The sequence below is a fragment of the Plantibacter sp. CFBP 8798 genome (assembly GCF_014841195.1).
Classification (GTDB): Bacteria; Actinomycetota; Actinomycetes; order Actinomycetales; family Microbacteriaceae; genus Plantibacter; species Plantibacter auratus.
Map to the genome: position 1 here is coordinate 212786 of NZ_JACYTS010000001.1, position 14777 is coordinate 227562.

Annotated in this window: 15 protein-coding genes and 1 tRNA gene; 7 read left to right on the plus strand and 9 right to left on the minus strand. The window is 68.1% G+C overall.

The features are described 5' to 3' along the window. Positions 1-20: 20 nt before the first annotated feature. From pknB to IFU30_RS01045, 7 genes are all read right to left on the minus strand, one after another. A complete protein-coding gene (pknB, locus tag IFU30_RS01015; RefSeq protein ID WP_192004005.1) occupies positions 21-1712 on the minus strand; it encodes a Stk1 family PASTA domain-containing Ser/Thr kinase in 1692 nt (563 codons plus the stop codon). A gap of 104 nt (positions 1713-1816) precedes the next feature. After that, complete coding sequence (locus tag IFU30_RS01020; protein ID WP_192004006.1) at positions 1817-3559, minus strand: protein kinase domain-containing protein; 1743 nt, start codon at positions 3557-3559, stop codon at positions 1817-1819. After that, a complete protein-coding gene (locus IFU30_RS01025) occupies positions 3556-5031 on the minus strand; it encodes a peptidoglycan D,D-transpeptidase FtsI family protein (protein WP_192004007.1) in 1476 nt (491 codons plus the stop codon). Before IFU30_RS01025 ends, IFU30_RS01020 begins: the two co-directional genes overlap by 4 nt. Beyond that, the gene (locus IFU30_RS01030) at positions 5028-6425 is read right to left on the minus strand and encodes an FtsW/RodA/SpoVE family cell cycle protein (protein WP_079704333.1); all 1398 of its coding nucleotides are present in this window, start codon (positions 6423-6425) and stop codon (positions 5028-5030) included. The genes IFU30_RS01025 and IFU30_RS01030 overlap by 4 nt, the downstream gene beginning before the upstream one ends. Then, positions 6415-7659: a Stp1/IreP family PP2C-type Ser/Thr phosphatase gene (locus IFU30_RS01035; protein WP_192004008.1), complete on the minus strand. Its 1245-nt coding sequence runs from the start codon at positions 7657-7659 to the stop codon at positions 6415-6417. The genes IFU30_RS01030 and IFU30_RS01035 overlap by 11 nt, the downstream gene beginning before the upstream one ends. Before the next feature lie 4 nt (positions 7660-7663). Continuing rightward, positions 7664-8200, minus strand: coding sequence for an FHA domain-containing protein FhaB/FipA (locus IFU30_RS01040; RefSeq protein WP_192004009.1), 537 nt, complete (start codon positions 8198-8200; stop codon positions 7664-7666). Then, entirely contained in the window at positions 8197-8943 is a 747-nt protein-coding gene (locus IFU30_RS01045; RefSeq protein ID WP_124767843.1) for an FhaA domain-containing protein, read from the minus strand. Before IFU30_RS01045 ends, IFU30_RS01040 begins: the two co-directional genes overlap by 4 nt. A gap of 238 nt (positions 8944-9181) precedes the next feature. Here IFU30_RS01045 and IFU30_RS01050 point away from each other — a divergent pair. Together IFU30_RS01050 and IFU30_RS01055 are read left to right on the plus strand one after the other, a co-directional pair. Then, positions 9182-9268 (plus strand) — tRNA-Leu (locus IFU30_RS01050). Positions 9269-9349: 81 nt separating this feature from the next. After that, positions 9350-10027: a hypothetical protein gene (locus IFU30_RS01055; protein ID WP_192004010.1), complete on the plus strand. Its 678-nt coding sequence runs from the start codon at positions 9350-9352 to the stop codon at positions 10025-10027. 28 nt (positions 10028-10055) lie between these two features. Here IFU30_RS01055 and IFU30_RS01060 read toward each other — a convergent pair whose 3' ends face one another. Beyond that, positions 10056-11213, minus strand: coding sequence for a low temperature requirement protein A (locus IFU30_RS01060; RefSeq protein ID WP_342450781.1), 1158 nt, complete (start codon positions 11211-11213; stop codon positions 10056-10058). An 88-nt stretch (positions 11214-11301) separates the two neighbouring features. Beyond that, positions 11302-11448 carry a hypothetical protein gene (locus IFU30_RS01065; protein ID WP_192004012.1) on the minus strand — a complete coding sequence of 49 codons (147 nt, stop codon included), beginning with the start codon at positions 11446-11448 and terminating at the stop codon, positions 11302-11304. On the opposite strand from IFU30_RS01065, the gene IFU30_RS01070 reads away from it, so the two are divergent. From IFU30_RS01070 to IFU30_RS01090, 5 genes are read left to right on the plus strand one after another with little or no spacing between them, the layout of a single operon-like run. Further along, a complete protein-coding gene (locus IFU30_RS01070) occupies positions 11447-12409 on the plus strand; it encodes an ABC transporter permease (protein WP_192004013.1) in 963 nt (320 codons plus the stop codon). The genes IFU30_RS01065 and IFU30_RS01070 overlap by 2 nt on opposite strands. Further along, on the plus strand, positions 12406-12828 hold the full coding sequence (locus tag IFU30_RS01075; RefSeq protein WP_192004014.1) for a hypothetical protein: 423 nt from the start codon (positions 12406-12408) through the stop codon (positions 12826-12828). Before IFU30_RS01070 ends, IFU30_RS01075 begins: the two co-directional genes overlap by 4 nt. Next, positions 12825-13049, plus strand: coding sequence for a helix-turn-helix transcriptional regulator (locus tag IFU30_RS01080; protein WP_079704339.1), 225 nt, complete (start codon positions 12825-12827; stop codon positions 13047-13049). The genes IFU30_RS01075 and IFU30_RS01080 overlap by 4 nt, the downstream gene beginning before the upstream one ends. Then, a complete protein-coding gene (locus IFU30_RS01085; RefSeq protein ID WP_192004015.1) occupies positions 13046-14005 on the plus strand; it encodes an ABC transporter ATP-binding protein in 960 nt (319 codons plus the stop codon). The genes IFU30_RS01080 and IFU30_RS01085 overlap by 4 nt, the downstream gene beginning before the upstream one ends. After that, on the plus strand, positions 14002-14775 hold the full coding sequence (locus tag IFU30_RS01090) for an ABC transporter permease (protein ID WP_192004016.1): 774 nt from the start codon (positions 14002-14004) through the stop codon (positions 14773-14775). Before IFU30_RS01085 ends, IFU30_RS01090 begins: the two co-directional genes overlap by 4 nt. Positions 14776-14777 lie beyond the last annotated feature (2 nt).

Sequence of the window (14777 nt, forward strand, 5' to 3'; positions counted from 1 at the left end):
GGCCCAGGAACCAGCGCAGCCTACGGACCGGTGCAGTAGGTGAGCGTGATGACGGACTTCTGGGGGATGTCGCCTGGTGCGGGAGACATGGCCGTGACCGGGTCGCCGGCGACCGCCTTACACGTCGCGTCGGCCTGCGGCTGCACGGTGAACTGCCTCGTCGCGTCCTGCAGGTAGTTCGTCGCGTCGAGAAGCGGCTGCCCGACGACGTCGGTCAGCGTCACGTTTCCGCTGGAGACGACGAGGTTCACTGTGGACCCCTGGTCGACGGAGGTACCCGCTCCGGGATCCATCCGCAGCACGACACCTGCCGGCACGGTCGGCGAGTTCTCCCGGGTCACCGAGCCTTGCGTGAGGCCCGCAGCGGCGACCGCAGCCCACGCGGCCTCCGAGGATTGGTTGACGACGTCGGGGACCTCGACCTGAGCACGGCCGGTCGACACGTAGACCTTGATCTGCGTGTTCTTGGTCACCGTGGTGCCGCCGGGCGGGTCGGTGCGGATGACGTGACCCGCCTTGTAGTCGCTGCTCGCCTCGTCGAACTTGGTGGGGACGAGCTCGAGCTGTTCGATCGTGCTGTTCGCGCTCTCCCAGGTGGCGTCGACGAGGTCCGGGACCTCTCTGGAGTCCGTGGAGATGCTCGTCGCGGGCGGAAGCTGCACCACCCAGAACACGAGCGAGAAGAGGATGACGGCGATACCGGCGATGGCGGCCCAGATCCAGACCACCGGTGGCCGGCGCTGGGTACGCGTCACGGTGTCGTCCGAGGTGAGCTGACGGATCGCCTGCTCGGTGCTGGACGCCGCCGTCGGCGATGGACCGAACAGCGAGTCGTGATCGTCGCGACGGACCGGCACATGGCCGGCTCCGGCTTCGTCGAGATCCTCTCGGAACTCGACAGCGCTCTGGTACCGCTCGAAGCGATCCTTCGCGAGGGCTCGGAGGACGACCTGGTCGAGCGCCGGCGACACCTTCGGGTTGATCGAGCTCGGCTTCACCGGGCGCTCGCTCACGTGCTGGTACGCGACCGCGACGGCGGTATCGCCGCGGAAGGGCGCCTTGCCGGTCAGCATCTCGAAGAGGACGACGCCGGTGGAGTAGAGGTCTGTCCGGGCGTCGACCGTCTCGCCCTTGGCCTGCTCGGGCGAGAAGTACGCGGCCGTGCCGAGGATGGCGGTCGTCTGGGCGACCGTCGTGGACGAATCGGAGACGGCCCGTGCGATGCCGAAGTCGGTGACCTTGACGTCGCCGGCCGTGGTGATCATGACGTTGCCCGGCTTGATGTCGCGGTGCACGACGCCGGCTCGGTGGGAGTACTCCAGCGCGGTGAGGATGCTGTGCGCGATGCGCACCGCCTCTTCGGACTCGACGGGACCCTCGGCGATGAGGTCCTTGAGCATGCGCCCTTCGACGTACTCCATGACGATGAACGGCTCGATGAGGTCGTGCCCCGAGCCGTCCTTCACCCGCTCCTCGCCGGCGTCGTACACGCGGACGATCGTGGGGTGCGCCATCCGTGAGGCGGCCTGCGCCTCCTGACGGAAACGGGAGCGGAATGCGGGGTCGGTGGCAAGCGTGGACTTCAGGACCTTGATGGCGACGGTGCGACCGAGCTTGGTGTCCACGCCGCGGAAGACGTTGGACATGCCCCCGCGACCGATGAGGTCGCCGACGACGTATCGGCCTGCGAGCAGGCGTTGATCGTCAGCCACGTACCACCCCTGAATTCGCTTGGAGGACAAACACTAACAGCTTACCCGGGCACCTTCCGAGTGCTCTCAGGGATGACCCTGAGAGCACTCGTCGCGGCATCGGCCTACTGCCCCTTGATGACGTTGATCGACTCGGAGGACGGCGATCCGGAGGAGGTACCCGTGCTGCAGCGGACCGCGTACGAGACCGAGAGCGTGCCCACCGCGTCGACCGTGATGGTACCCGTCGTGGTGTTCGCATCGAACTGGCCCGAGGAGTTGTTCTGGAAGTACCCGCCCGAGACGGCGACGGTGTAGCCGAGGAAGTCGGCCCCGGTCGGGCAGGCGTTCTGCACGGCGAGCCAGTCGACCTTGATCGAGGTCGAGGTCGCGTCCTTCGGGATGACGAGCGAGCCGTCCTCCAGCACCGACTTGTCGAGCTTCGGTGCCTCGGTCGGCGGGTTGATGACCGCGATCTCGTCGTAGACGGTCAGCGTGATGGCCGAACCGGTCTTGACGTTGCCCGTGGGGTTCACGTCGTAGACGGTGTTGACCTGTTCCGGCGTCGTGGCCGGGTCGCCGACGTTCTTCGACACGCTGAAGTTGTACGGCGGCGCGCTGAAGATCGTGTTGAGTTCGTCGAAGGACCGGCCCTGGAGGTCGCTCAGGTTGATCGGGAACACCGTGGGCGTGGGCGTCGGTGTGGGCGTAGGGGTCTTCGTCGGCTTCGGCGTCGTGGACGTCGTGGCCGACGGAGTCGTACCTCCCGCGTCGTTCCCCTGGTTCGCGAACACGGCGATCAGCGAACCGACCAGCACGATGACGAGCAGGGCGACGAGGCCGATGAGCGGCCAGGTCCACTTGCTGCGCTTCTTCTTCTCGCCCTCGCCCTCGACGTCGTCCTCGAGCTGGTCCGCTTCGGCGGCGGACAGCAACTGCGTGGTCGCGTCGTCGGCCGCGGGCATCCGGCGGGTCTGGTCCATCACGGTGGTCGCGGCGTCGCCGGCCCCACCGAGGATCATCGGCACGGCTGCGGCCGCGGCGTTGAGATCGCCTCGACGGAGCGCCTGGGCGGCGCGCGCGACGTGGGCGGACGATGCCGGACGGTCGACCGGGTTCTTCGCGATCATCGACATGACGAACCGGCGGACCGGCTCGGCGATCGTGACGGGGAGCTCGGGCGGCTGCTCGTTGATCTGGGCCATCGCGATGGCGACCTGCGACTCGCCCGTGAACGGACGGCGTCCGGCGAGACATTCGTACGCGACGATGCCGAGCGAGTAGATGTCCGTCGACGGTGAGGCGGGGTGCCCGCTCGCCTGCTCGGGCGAGAGGTACTGCACGGTGCCCATGACCTGACCGGTGGCCGTGAGCGGCACCTGGTCGGCGATACGGGCGATGCCGAAGTCGGTGATCTTGACGCGGCCGTCCGGCGTGATGAGCAGGTTGCCCGGCTTGATGTCACGGTGGACGAGGCCTGCGGCGTGTGCGGCCTGGAGTGCCGACGAGGTCTGCGCGACGATGTCGAGCACCTTGTCGGTGGGCAGGACACGCTCGCGCTCGAGCACGGTGGACAGGGCCTCACCGGGCACGAGTTCCATGACGAGGAACGCGCTGCCGTCCTCCTCGCCGTAGTCGAAGACGTTGGCGATGCCCTCGTGGTTCACGAGCGCGGCGTGCCGTGCCTCAGCACGGAACCGCTCGAGGAACCCGGGGTCCCCCATGTACTCGTCCTTGAGGATCTTGATTGCGATGGTCCGGCCGATGACCAGGTCAGTGGCCTGCCACACCTCGCCCATGCCACCGATCGCAATACGAGATTGCAGTTCGTAGCGACCTCCGAAGGTCAGCCCGGCTGTCGGTCTCATTTGTTCAGCACCGCCTCTAGTACTTTCTTCGCGATCGGCGCGGCCACGAGGTTGCCGTAACCGTCCTGTCCGAGTCCACCGCCATCTTCAACAACGACCGCCACGGCGACCTTCGGGTCGTCCGCAGGCGCGAAACCGGTGAACCACAGCGTGTACGGATCGTCGGATCCGTTCTGTGCCGTGCCTGTCTTTCCAGCCACATCGACCCCATCTATTCTTGCATTAGTCGCAGCACCGCTCTGGACGCCCTGGACCATGATGTCCGTGATCTGCTTGGCCACCGAACTCGAGATCGGCTGCGACAGCTGCGCCGGTTCGAACTCCTTGAGGACGCTCAGATCGGGGTTCACGACACGGTTCACCAGCTGCGGGTTGCAGACGATGCCACCGTTCGCGATGCCGGCCGAGACCATGGCCATCTGGAGTGCCGAGGCCCGCACGGTGTACTGCCCGAAGGCTGCCATGGCGGTCTGGTCGTCGCTCAGCGCGTTCGGGAAGGTGCTCGGCTGCATCGGCATGGGGTTGAGTCCCGTTCCGGTGATGTTCACGTCCATGTTGAAGCCGAAGCTCTGCGCCATGTCGCGGATCTTCTCGTAGCCGAGTTCGACGCCGAGTTCCGCGAGCGGGATGTTGCAGCTGAGCTCGACGGCTGTCGCGATGGACACCGTCGCGCCGCCGCCGCAGCTTCCGCCCTCGGAGTTGCGGATGACGGTGCTCGTCCCGGGGAGCGTGTAGGTGGACGGGTTCGGGAACTCGGACTCCGGCGTGTAGTCACCCGAGGCGAACGCCGCGGCCGCGGTGACGAGCTTGAAGGTGGAACCGGGCGGATCGAGGTCGCCGTCGACGCCCTTGTTGAGGAGCGGCTGGCGGTCGTCGTCGTCGAGCGTGCGGTAGGCGTCGAGCACGGCCGCGTTGTCGTGGCTGGCCAGGACGTTCGGGTCGTAGCCGGGGCTCGACACCGAGGCGAGGATCTTGCCCGTCTTCGGCTCGATGGCGACGATCGCGCCCTCCTGGTCGCCGAGCGCGTCGAAGGCGGCCTGCTGCACGACGGGGTCCAGGGTGACCTCGACCGCCGCACCCTTCGGAGCCTGGCCGGAGATGAGCCGGTTGATGGAGTCGAGGAACTGGGAGTTCGACGTACCGCTCAGGTACTCGTTCGTCGCGAGTTCGAGACCGGACGAGCCCTGGGTGGGCGAGAAGTAGCCGGTGACGGGCGCGTACAACGGGCCGTTCGCGTAGACGCGCTGGTACTTGTATTCGTCGTCACTGGCGACGGACGAGGCGATGGCGGTCCCGTCCGTGAGCAGGATGGGACCTCGCTCCGTCCGGTAGCTGTCGTAGAGGGTCCGCGTGTTGCGACCGTCGGCGTTGAGGGTGTCGGCCTGGAACATCTGGATGATCGTGGTCGACCCGAAGAGCGCCAGGAACATCGCCAGGACGACGATGCTCACCCGCTTGAGTTCGCGATTCATGAGACCACCGCCTTGGGTTGGGTTCGGACCGTGTCGGAGATGCGGAGCAGGACGGCGATGATGATCCAGTTCGCGACGAGCGACGACCCGCCGGCCGCCAGGAAGGGTGTGGTGAGCCCCGTGAGCGGGATGATGCGGGTCACGCCGCCGACGACGACGAAGACCTGTAGCGCGACGGTGAACGCCAGGCCGATCGAGAGGAGCTTGCCGAAGTCGTCGGTACCGGCGTAGCCGACTCGGAAGCCCCGCGAGACGAGCAGCAGGTAGAGCGCGAAGATCGCGAAGAGACCGGCGAGGCCGAGCTCCTCACCGAGGCTGGCGATGATGTAGTCGCTCTGCGGGACGGGGGTGATCTCGGGCATGCCTTGGCCGAGCCCGGTGCCGAGCAGTCCGCCGTGGGCGAGGCCGAAGATGCCCTGCACGAGCTGGTAGCTGCCGCCGTCGCGGTCGAAGACCTCCGGGTTGAAGGCGTCCCACCAGTTGTGGAAACGACCGGCGACGTAGGAGAGGGTCTGGCCGGCGATGAACGCACCGGCGAAGAACATCGTCAGGCCGATGATGATCCAGCTGGCGCGGCTCGTCGCGACGTACAGCATCACGAGGAACATGCCGAAGTAGAGCAGACCGGTTCCGAGGTCGCGCTGGAAGACGATCACGCCCATCGCCATCGCCCAGACCACGAGGATCGGGCCGAGGTCGCGCAGACGGGGGAACTGGATCCCGAGGAACTTCTTGCCGACCATCGAGAGGCTGTCGCGCGTGCGCACGAGATAACCGGCGAAGAAGACCGCGAGAGCGATCTTCGCGATCTCGCCGGGCTGGAAGGTGACCGCGTCGCCGATGCCGATCCAGACGCGGGCGCCGTTGACCTCCCGACCGATGCCCGGCAGCAGGGGCAGCAGGAGGAGGACGAAGGCGAAGAGGCCGGCGATGTACGTGTACTTGAAGAGCACGCGGTGGTTGCGGATGATCAGGACCACGGCGATGGCGCCGGCGATCGCGATCGCACTCCACACCATCTGTCGGACCGCGGCGCTTGCCCAACCGGAGTCGCCGAGGGCGATGTCGATCCGGTAGATCTCAGCGATGCCGACGCCGCCGAGCACGGTGGCGATCGGTAGCAGGAAGGGGTCGGCCTCCGCCGCGGTGTAGCGCAGCACGATGTGGAAGGCGAGGACCAGGAGTGACAGGCCCGAGCCGAAGGTGATCAGGGCGAAGTCGAGGTGCCCGAGGGCGCCGAGCTGCACGAGCATGACCGCGACCGCGTTGATGGCGAACGCGAAGATGAGGAGCGCGAGCTCCAGGTTGCGGAGCTTCTTCGGCAGCCGGAGTCGGCGCATCGTCTTGATGACGCCGGTATCGGCTTGGATGGGGGCTGCGACGTCACTGGTCATCGGTCACCCGCAATCGCTTCACGATGTCGAGGGCCTCGGTGAACGAGGACGCGCTGATGGTCTGGTCGACGGCCTGGCGGTCGAAGTCGGAGAGCGAGCCGAGCGGGATGCCGGTGTCCTCCTTGACGTTCGAGAGTTTGATGGGGCCGACGTCCTGCTGGATGCCCTGGTAGATGACCACCGTGTCGTCGTCGCCGCCGACGAAGTAGCGGGTCTGGGTCCACGCGTACCCGAGCATGACACCACCGACGATCGCGACGATGACCACGATGAGACCGACGAGCCAGGTGATGCGCCGACGTCTCGCGCGGCGCTCGTCCTCCTCGATGAGCTCGTCGAGGTAATCCTCGGAGGCGGGCTCGAAGTGCGAGTTGCCGAGCGAGGTGACCCGCCCCGGGTGCAGCCAGCTGTTGGGGATGAGCGACGGCTTCTTCACCGACGGGGTGAGCGCGAAGGCCACGGGCTTCGAGGCCGAACCGACGACGACGGGCTCACCGTCACTCACCGGCTCGTCGACGATGTCGACGACCACGACGGTGACGTTGTCCGGTGCACCGCGGTCCAGGCTCTGCCGGACGAGCTTCTCGGCAGTGCGCTGCGCCGACAGCTTCTCGGTGAGGGTCGCCGTGATGTGCGTCTCGTCGACCACGCCCGAGAGACCGTCCGAGCAGAGGATCCAGCGGTCACCCGGCTGCGTTCCGAGCGTCATCGTGTCGATCTCGGGGGAGGCGTCGACGTCGCCGAGGACGCGCATCAGCACGGATCGGCGGGGATGGACCATCGCCTCCTCCGCCGTGATCCGGCCGGAGTCCACGAGACGCTGGACGAACGTGTGGTCGACCGTGATCTGGCTGAGCTCGCCCTCACGGAAGAGGTAGATGCGGGAGTCGCCGATGTGGGCGATGGCGACCTCGTTGCCGATGACCGCGAGCGCGGAGACCGTGGTGCCCATGCCGGTCAGCTCGCGGTGCTTCGAGACCGTGTCGCCCAGGATGGAGTTCGCCGCGAGGATCGCGGACTGGAGCGTCGCCTCAGCGGCCTCGGAGGACGGGTACGGCTCGTCGGCTTCGATGATGCGGTTGAGTGCCATCGCCGAGGCGACGTCACCGCCGGCGTGGCCGCCCATGCCGTCGGCGACGACGAACAGGTGGTGCCCGGAGTAGCCGGAATCCTGGTTGTTTGAGCGCACTTTACCCACGTGGGAGAGCGCTGCGCCGGCGCCGCTGGTCGTCACCGGGTTACCGCCGCAACTCGAAACTGGTCTGGCCGACCTTGACGGGGGTGTCGAGTGGGATCTGCGTCGGGACGCTCACGCGCTTGCCGGCGAGGAAGGTGCCGTTGGTGGAGTCGAGGTCCTGGACCATCCACTCGTCGTTCCAGAGCATGAGGCGCGCGTGATGCGTGGACGTGTAGTCGTCGCGGATGATGAGGCCGGAGTCCGCTGAGCGGCCGATGGTGATCGGCTCGCGGCCGAGGGGGAGCTCGGTGCCCTGCTTGGGCCCGGACACGATGACGAGGCGCGAGGTGTTGTCGACCGTGGCGCGCGGAGGCGTGCCGCTCGATCCGCCGGTGGCGGGCCGACTGGGGGCCGGGGCGGCCGCGGCGCGCATCGGCTGCGGCGGTGTGGCCGGGGCTCCGTTCGACGACTGCTGCTGCGGCTTCCGGACACGTGGTCCGAAGAGGTCGGTGCGGAGGGCGTAGACGATGCCGAAGACGAACGTCCAGAGCAGGAGCAGGAAGCCGATGCGGAGGACCAGCAGGGTCAGTTCGCTCACGCGCCGTCCCCCCACGAGTCGCCGAAGGACGACACATCGTGACGTCGGGTCGCATCGCTCATCTGGCGATCGGATCCGCCGGCCTTGGCGACCACCCGGAACACGATCCTGGTGCGGCCGATCTCGATGACGGAGTCGGGGGAGAGGGCCGCCTGGCGGAAGGACTGGCCGTTGAGCTTCGAGCCGTTCGTGGAGCCGAGGTCGCGCGCCTGACCGGCGTTGCCGTCCCAGAGGATCTCGACGTGCTTCCGTGAGGTGCCGGTGTCGGGGATCGTGATGTCGGCCTCGGTACCGCGGCCGATGACCGTGCGGGCCTGCGTGATCGGGTAGCGCTTACCGCCGATGTCGAGCACGGGTGCCCAGGTGACGGAGCCCTTGAGGTTGACACTGTCGATCTGCACGAGGCCGTCGGGGAGGGAGCGGTCGCCGGAGAGCTTGATGGTCACGGCACCCGGAAAGGAGTACCCCTGGCTCTTGGCGTGCTTCTGGACGAGCGAACCGAGCTCGTCGATGAGGGAGGGGCCGATGGCGTCCATGCGCTCGAAGTCGGTGGGCGACATGCGGACGGTGAACTTGTTCGGCACGAGGATGCGGTCGCGGGAGACGACGGCGGCCTTGGTGTCGAGCTCGCGTCGGAGCGCGCTCGTGATCTCGACCGGCTGGAGTCCGGACTTGAAGGTCTTCGCGAAGGCGCCGTTGACGGCGCGCTCGAGTCCCTTCTCGAAGTTGTCCAGAATGCCCACGGTCTCTCGATTCGTGTCGGTGTCCAGGCAATGTTAGACGGTTTGCCTGCACACGAGGCCAATCGACGCGGGCGCCGACGCCAGGTGTTCACCCGCTCGGCAGCAGGAGATCGGCATCGGAACAGGACCGTCGGGGCCGTTTCGTCCTGCTCTGGCGCGGATCTCCGGTGTTCTGCCACCCGGGCTCCGCGTGCTATCCTCGATAAGTTGCCGCGAGAGCGGCGACGTCTGGTGTCTCGCGCGAGTGGCGGAATTGGCAGACGCGCTGGCTTCAGGTGCCAGTGCTCGAAAGGGCGTGCGGGTTCAAGTCCCGCCTCGCGCACCAGTTGATGTGACACGAAGGCCCCCGAGGAATCGGGGGCCTTCGTCGTTCCCGCCGTCCGGGCGTGGCCGCTACCGTGTCGACATGGAGAACCCCCGGATGCCGATGGGCATCGCGATCACGATGCTGCACGACGGCCGAGTGCTCCTGGAACTGCTGGCCGACCGCTCCTCGGTGTTCAGCAGCGCCGAGACGCGCGTCGACGACCACGACCGGACGTCGGCCATCGTCCGCGAGTGGGTGACTGCGCCGCTGGCGGTGCCGGATCGTCGTGGTCCACACCGTCCGTCGCCGTACCGCGACGGCTACACCCTCGTCGTCTCGCCCGGGTCGACCCGGGATCTTGCGGCGTTCAGTACGTACGGGAACTCCCTGCTGGTCGACTTCGGTCGGGCGTTCGGGGCGGCGCCCGGCGCGGCGGGGGATCCTGAACCACTCGCGCGAGCGCTCCCGCGTGATCTGGCGATCAGCTTCCGGCGCGCGCAGGAGAAGGCCGCCTGGCGACTCGCGCAGGGCGCCTATCTTCCCGTCCTCGTCGGGTACCTCGACGAGTTGCGGGCGATGACGTCGATCGAGGAGCAGTACGCCTACGAGACGACGACCGCCGGGGTCGGTGGAATCCTCGACGACGAGCGCTACCTCCTGGTGGCCGACGATGCCCGCGCGCGGCAGGTGTACCTCGACCTCCTGGCGGAGCGGTCCTCGCTCTACAACTGGTACATGGATCTGGCCAAAGGTGGTCTCGTCCGCCCACGGCGGTGACGGAGACGTGTCCGCAGCGGGTTCACCGTCACCGGCGCTCGCGGACGCGCTGCACCTCGAGGATGAGGACGGCGAGCCCCACGGCGGTCGCGGTGCCGAGGACGGTCACGATCGGGAGTGTGGCGGAGGCCAGCACGGCGATGGCGGCCAGGAGGAAGAGGATCGAGGCGGTGGTCGAGATCCTGCCGCGGATCAGGACCAACCAGACCGCGACCATGAACACCGAGACGGGGATGGTCAGCGAGAATGACGCGACGGCGGCGGTGAGATGCTCGCCCGCGTGCGTCAGCAGGTCGAGTTCCACTTCGATCCCGGCGGAGACGGCACCGGCGGCGGCGAAGACGACGTAGTGCGCGTACCCGAAGGCGAACCCCTGGCGGGACGAGGCCAGGCGAGCCCCTTGCTCCCGGCTGAAGTAGATCCACCACATCCCGGCGGCGAGGACGATGCCTGCCACGGCCAGGCCGACGAGCCCGTCGATCCGCTCGTCGCTGTTCGCCGCGTCGATGATGGCGTTCGCCGAACCGAGAAGGCTCTCGCCGAGCAGGATCAGCGTGAACAGGCCGTACCGCTCGGCGACGTGATGCGGGTGCCAGGGCGTGCGGTGGACCCGTTCCGCCCAGACGGGCACGAGCACCTCGAGCAGCATCGCGGGCCAGAAGGTCCAGAACTGCCCCTCCACCGGAAGGGCCAGTCGCGCGACCCAGAGGACCTGCACGAGGCTGATCCCGATCGCGAACCGGAGGGCCACCGCGCGTTGCTCCGGATCGGACAACGCGAGTCGGAGCCACTGCGCCACCATCGCCAGTCGCATGATGACGTAGCCGATGGTGATGATCGCCCACTCGCCGTCGACCATGGCGTCGTGCACGCCGGCGGCGAGCACGAGGACCCCGCCCATCTGCACGATGGTGGTCATGCGGTAGAGCCAGTCATCGGTGTCGAACGCGGACGCGAACCAGGTGAAGTTCATCCACGCCCACCAGATCGCGAAGAAGATCATCGCGTAGGAGACGGTCGTCTCCGCCGCGTGACCCTCGACGATCCCGTGGTGGAGGTTCTGCGAGGCCTGGGAGACGGCGACGACGAACACGAGGTCGAAGAGCAGCTCCAACGGGCTCGCCACCCGGTGCCCCTCGCCGGGGTCGCGGCCGGTCATACGGAGGAGACCCAGTCGGTTCAGCACGATCCCATCCTGCCGTGCCTGTCGTTGCCAAGGAAGCTTGACACGTCGCCGAATGACAAGCATGCTTGACGTATGTCAGGTTTCCTTGTCATTTCGGACTCGATCGTCCAGATGCGCCGACGATGACGAACGACAGGTCGGCCCGCTGCGGCGGCGCGGCGTTCCGGCGGCTGGCGTTGATGAGCGCTCGCGACGTGCTCAGGAACCCGCTCACCGGGATCTCGATGTGGTTCATGACCGGCATCATCCTCGTGATCTACGTTTCCATGTGGCTCGCGTTCGTCGTCCTGGGCCCTGCTCCGGTCGCAGCGCTGGACACGGACGAACCGGGAGTCTCGTCGGCGCTCGAGCGGGCCGGTGTGCAGGTGGTCGCCCCCGACGACCCCGATCGGAACACGCGGGTGACCGTGCACGAGGGGCGCGCCCTGGTGGTGCTCGACGCTGCGGACCAGGCTGCATGGGACCCGATCTGGCGAGGGCTGCGCGACGCAGGCGTCCCGGCTCACGGGGTGACGGTGATGGACGACGAGGGTGACGTGAAGATCGACCCGCTCCAGGAGAACCTCGGCATCGTGGTCCTGGTCGGGGTCGCGAGCCTGGCGTTCATCGGCACGACCGTCCCACTCGTGGCGATGCGGGAGCGCGGGCTGCTCCGGCTGCTCGGCGTGACGCCGCTCCGCCGGTCGACCTTCCTCCTCGCGCAGCTCCCCTTGCGCGCGCTGGTGGCGGTGGGGATCCTGGTGCTGACGACCGGGATCGCAGTCTGGCGAAGGTACGTCGACGGCGTGGACCTCCTGGCCCTGGGGGTCTCGTTCCTCCTCGGAGCGGCGATGCTGTTCGCTCTGGCGCTGGTGTTCGCCGCCCGATCGCGGAACGCCGAGGCGACACAACAGACGATGGTGATGGTGACGATCGGGCTCGTGTTCGCGTCGGGCGGGCTCCTGCCGCAGTCCATCCTCCCTGCCGCCGTGCAGGTCGCCATGAACTGCCTGCCGACCACCTGGTTCGTCGCCGCCGCGAGTGCCTCACTGACCGGGGCCGAACCGTTCCTCCCCGTCCCCGCGCTCTGGGGGCTCATGTCGCTTGTCAGCGTCGCAGCAGGCGTGCTCGCCGTGCGGTGGTTCGAGTGGGATCAGTCCGAGCGCGACGGGCGGACGACCAAGATGTCCGACACGCAACGAGAGGTGGCAGCATGAACGAGCACACGACACGGGGATCGACGCCGCAGGAGCGTCGTGCCTCCCGCAGATACATGTGGGAGATCGCGGCCGGTGCCGTCGGGTTCCTCGTGACGTTCCTCTTCCTGCCGGAGCTGTTCCCCACCGAGCCGGGATCGCCCGCAGCCGTCGCGGTCGCACTCGTCCCGCTCGTGCCGGTGGTGTGGATCGTGATCGCACTCGTCCGACACGTGCGCCGCGTCGACGAACTGCAGCGCGGAGTGATCGTGCTGAGTCTCGCCATCGGGTTCGGCGCGGCGATGCTGATCAGCCTCGCGGTCGTGTTCCTGTCGACCGCCGGTGTCGTCGTCCCCCAACCGGAATGGTGGGTGTTCATCGGCGGGATGGCGGTCTGGGGTGTGACCATCGGCGTCGTCTCCTTCCGGGCCACCCGATGAAGAACGACGTCCGCGCCCTGCGCACCGAACGCGGGTGGACCCAGGTCCAGTTCGCTGAAGCACTCGGCGTCTCCAGGCAGACGGTGAACGCGCTCGAGACCGGGCGCTACGACCCGTCCCTGCCGTTGGCGTTCCGGGTCTCCGCACTGCTCTCCCGCCCGATCGAGGAGATCTTCTTCCCGGGTGAACACGATGCTCCGCCGTCTGGAGGACGACGATGAACGAATCGGACCGAGTGGTCGTCACCGTCGACCGGCTCAGCAAGCGCTACGGCGACCGGAGCGTCCTGCGCGACGTCTCCCTCCGGGTCCACGCGGGCGAGGTGTTCGGACTGCTGGGACCGAACGGCGCCGGGAAGACCACCACGCTCGAGACCATCGTCGGACTCCGCCGTCCCACCGACGGAACCGTCCGGGTGCTCGGACGAGACCCGTCGATCGACCGCCGATACGTGACCGAGCGGATGGCGGTGCAGCCGCAGGCCGCCACCCTGTTCCCGACGCTGACGGTCGCGGAGACGCTCGACCTCTTCGCGTCGTTCTACCGCGACGTGCGGCGTCCCGAGGAGGTCTTGGACGAGCTCGATCTGGGGGAGGCACGGCGCGTGCGCGTGAAGCACCTCTCAGGCGGCCAGGAGCGTCGCCTGCTGATCGCCATCGCGTTGATCGGCAATCCCGAGATCGTCGTCCTCGACGAGCCGTCGGCCGGACTCGACCCGCAGGCCCGACGGAACCTCTGGGGCATCATCCGGCGCCAGCAGGAACGCGGGACCACGATCCTGCTCTCGACGCATCACATGGACGAGGCCACCCAGGTCTGCGACCGGATCGCCGTCCTCGTGGACGGCTCGATCGCCGCCTCGGGTGAGCCGGAGACCCTGGTCCGGGAACACGCCGCGACGGCCACGGTGACCTTCGAGGTCCCCGGCCGGACCACCGCGGACGAGTTGCGTTCGCACGACATCCCCGGCGAGATCACTGTTACGGCGAAGGGCGCCGTCAGCCTGGTCGGGATCGTGACCGACGACCCCGACGCCGTGCTGCGCCGACTCACCTTCTCCACCGGTCTCAGACCCCGCGGGTTCCGAGTGGCGCACGGGTCGCTCGAGGATCTCTTCATCGATCTCGCGAATCGGCCGACGTCCGCAGCCGACGGCGACCTGGCCCACAGCCCATGAGCACGACGCCCGCGTTCCCAGCGCAGGTCCGGAGCTTCGCCGCGGCCCACGCGCGCGACCTCGTCCGGGACCCGCGCTCGATCATCGCACTCGTGGCGAGTTTCCTCGCCTTGATCGGACTGCTCTGGGGGGTGGACGCCCTCGTGGCGACGGCGTCCGACACGCCTGCTGGTGTGCTGCAGCGCGCCCTCCCGCTCGTTTCGAGCACGGGGACGATGGCGATCGCCTTCATGCTCACCACGGTGCCGCTGGTCCGGCATCGCAGCATCGGCCTGCTGCGGGCGCTGTCGACCTCGCCGGCCCGTCGCGACGCCTATCTGCTCGGACACCTGCCGATCCGCGTGGGGTTGGTCGTCGTCGAGGCCGCGGTGATCATCGCCCTGGCCGCCTGGACGGTGCCCACCCGTCCACTCTCCGACCTCGTCGCGATCGCCGGCACGATCCTGCTCGGTGGCGCGATGCTGCTCGGCTTCGGCTACCTCCTCGCGGCGCGGTTGTCGAACCCGGACATCGCCATGCAACTCGCGTACCTGCTGCCGATGCTCGCTCTCGCCACGTCCGGGGCCCTCTTCCCGCTCGCGATCCTTCCGGAGTGGGCCGCCGGTCTCTTCCGGGTCCTGCCCACGACCTGGATCGTCGGCGCGCTCGAGGCGACCATCTCCCGAGGCCCTCAGCCCGTGCCGCTCGCAGTGGTCTGGAGCCTGATGGCGGCGTGCGCGCTCGTGTCGGGTCTCGCGGCCGCTCGGCTCCACCGATGGGACGTCGGCTGATC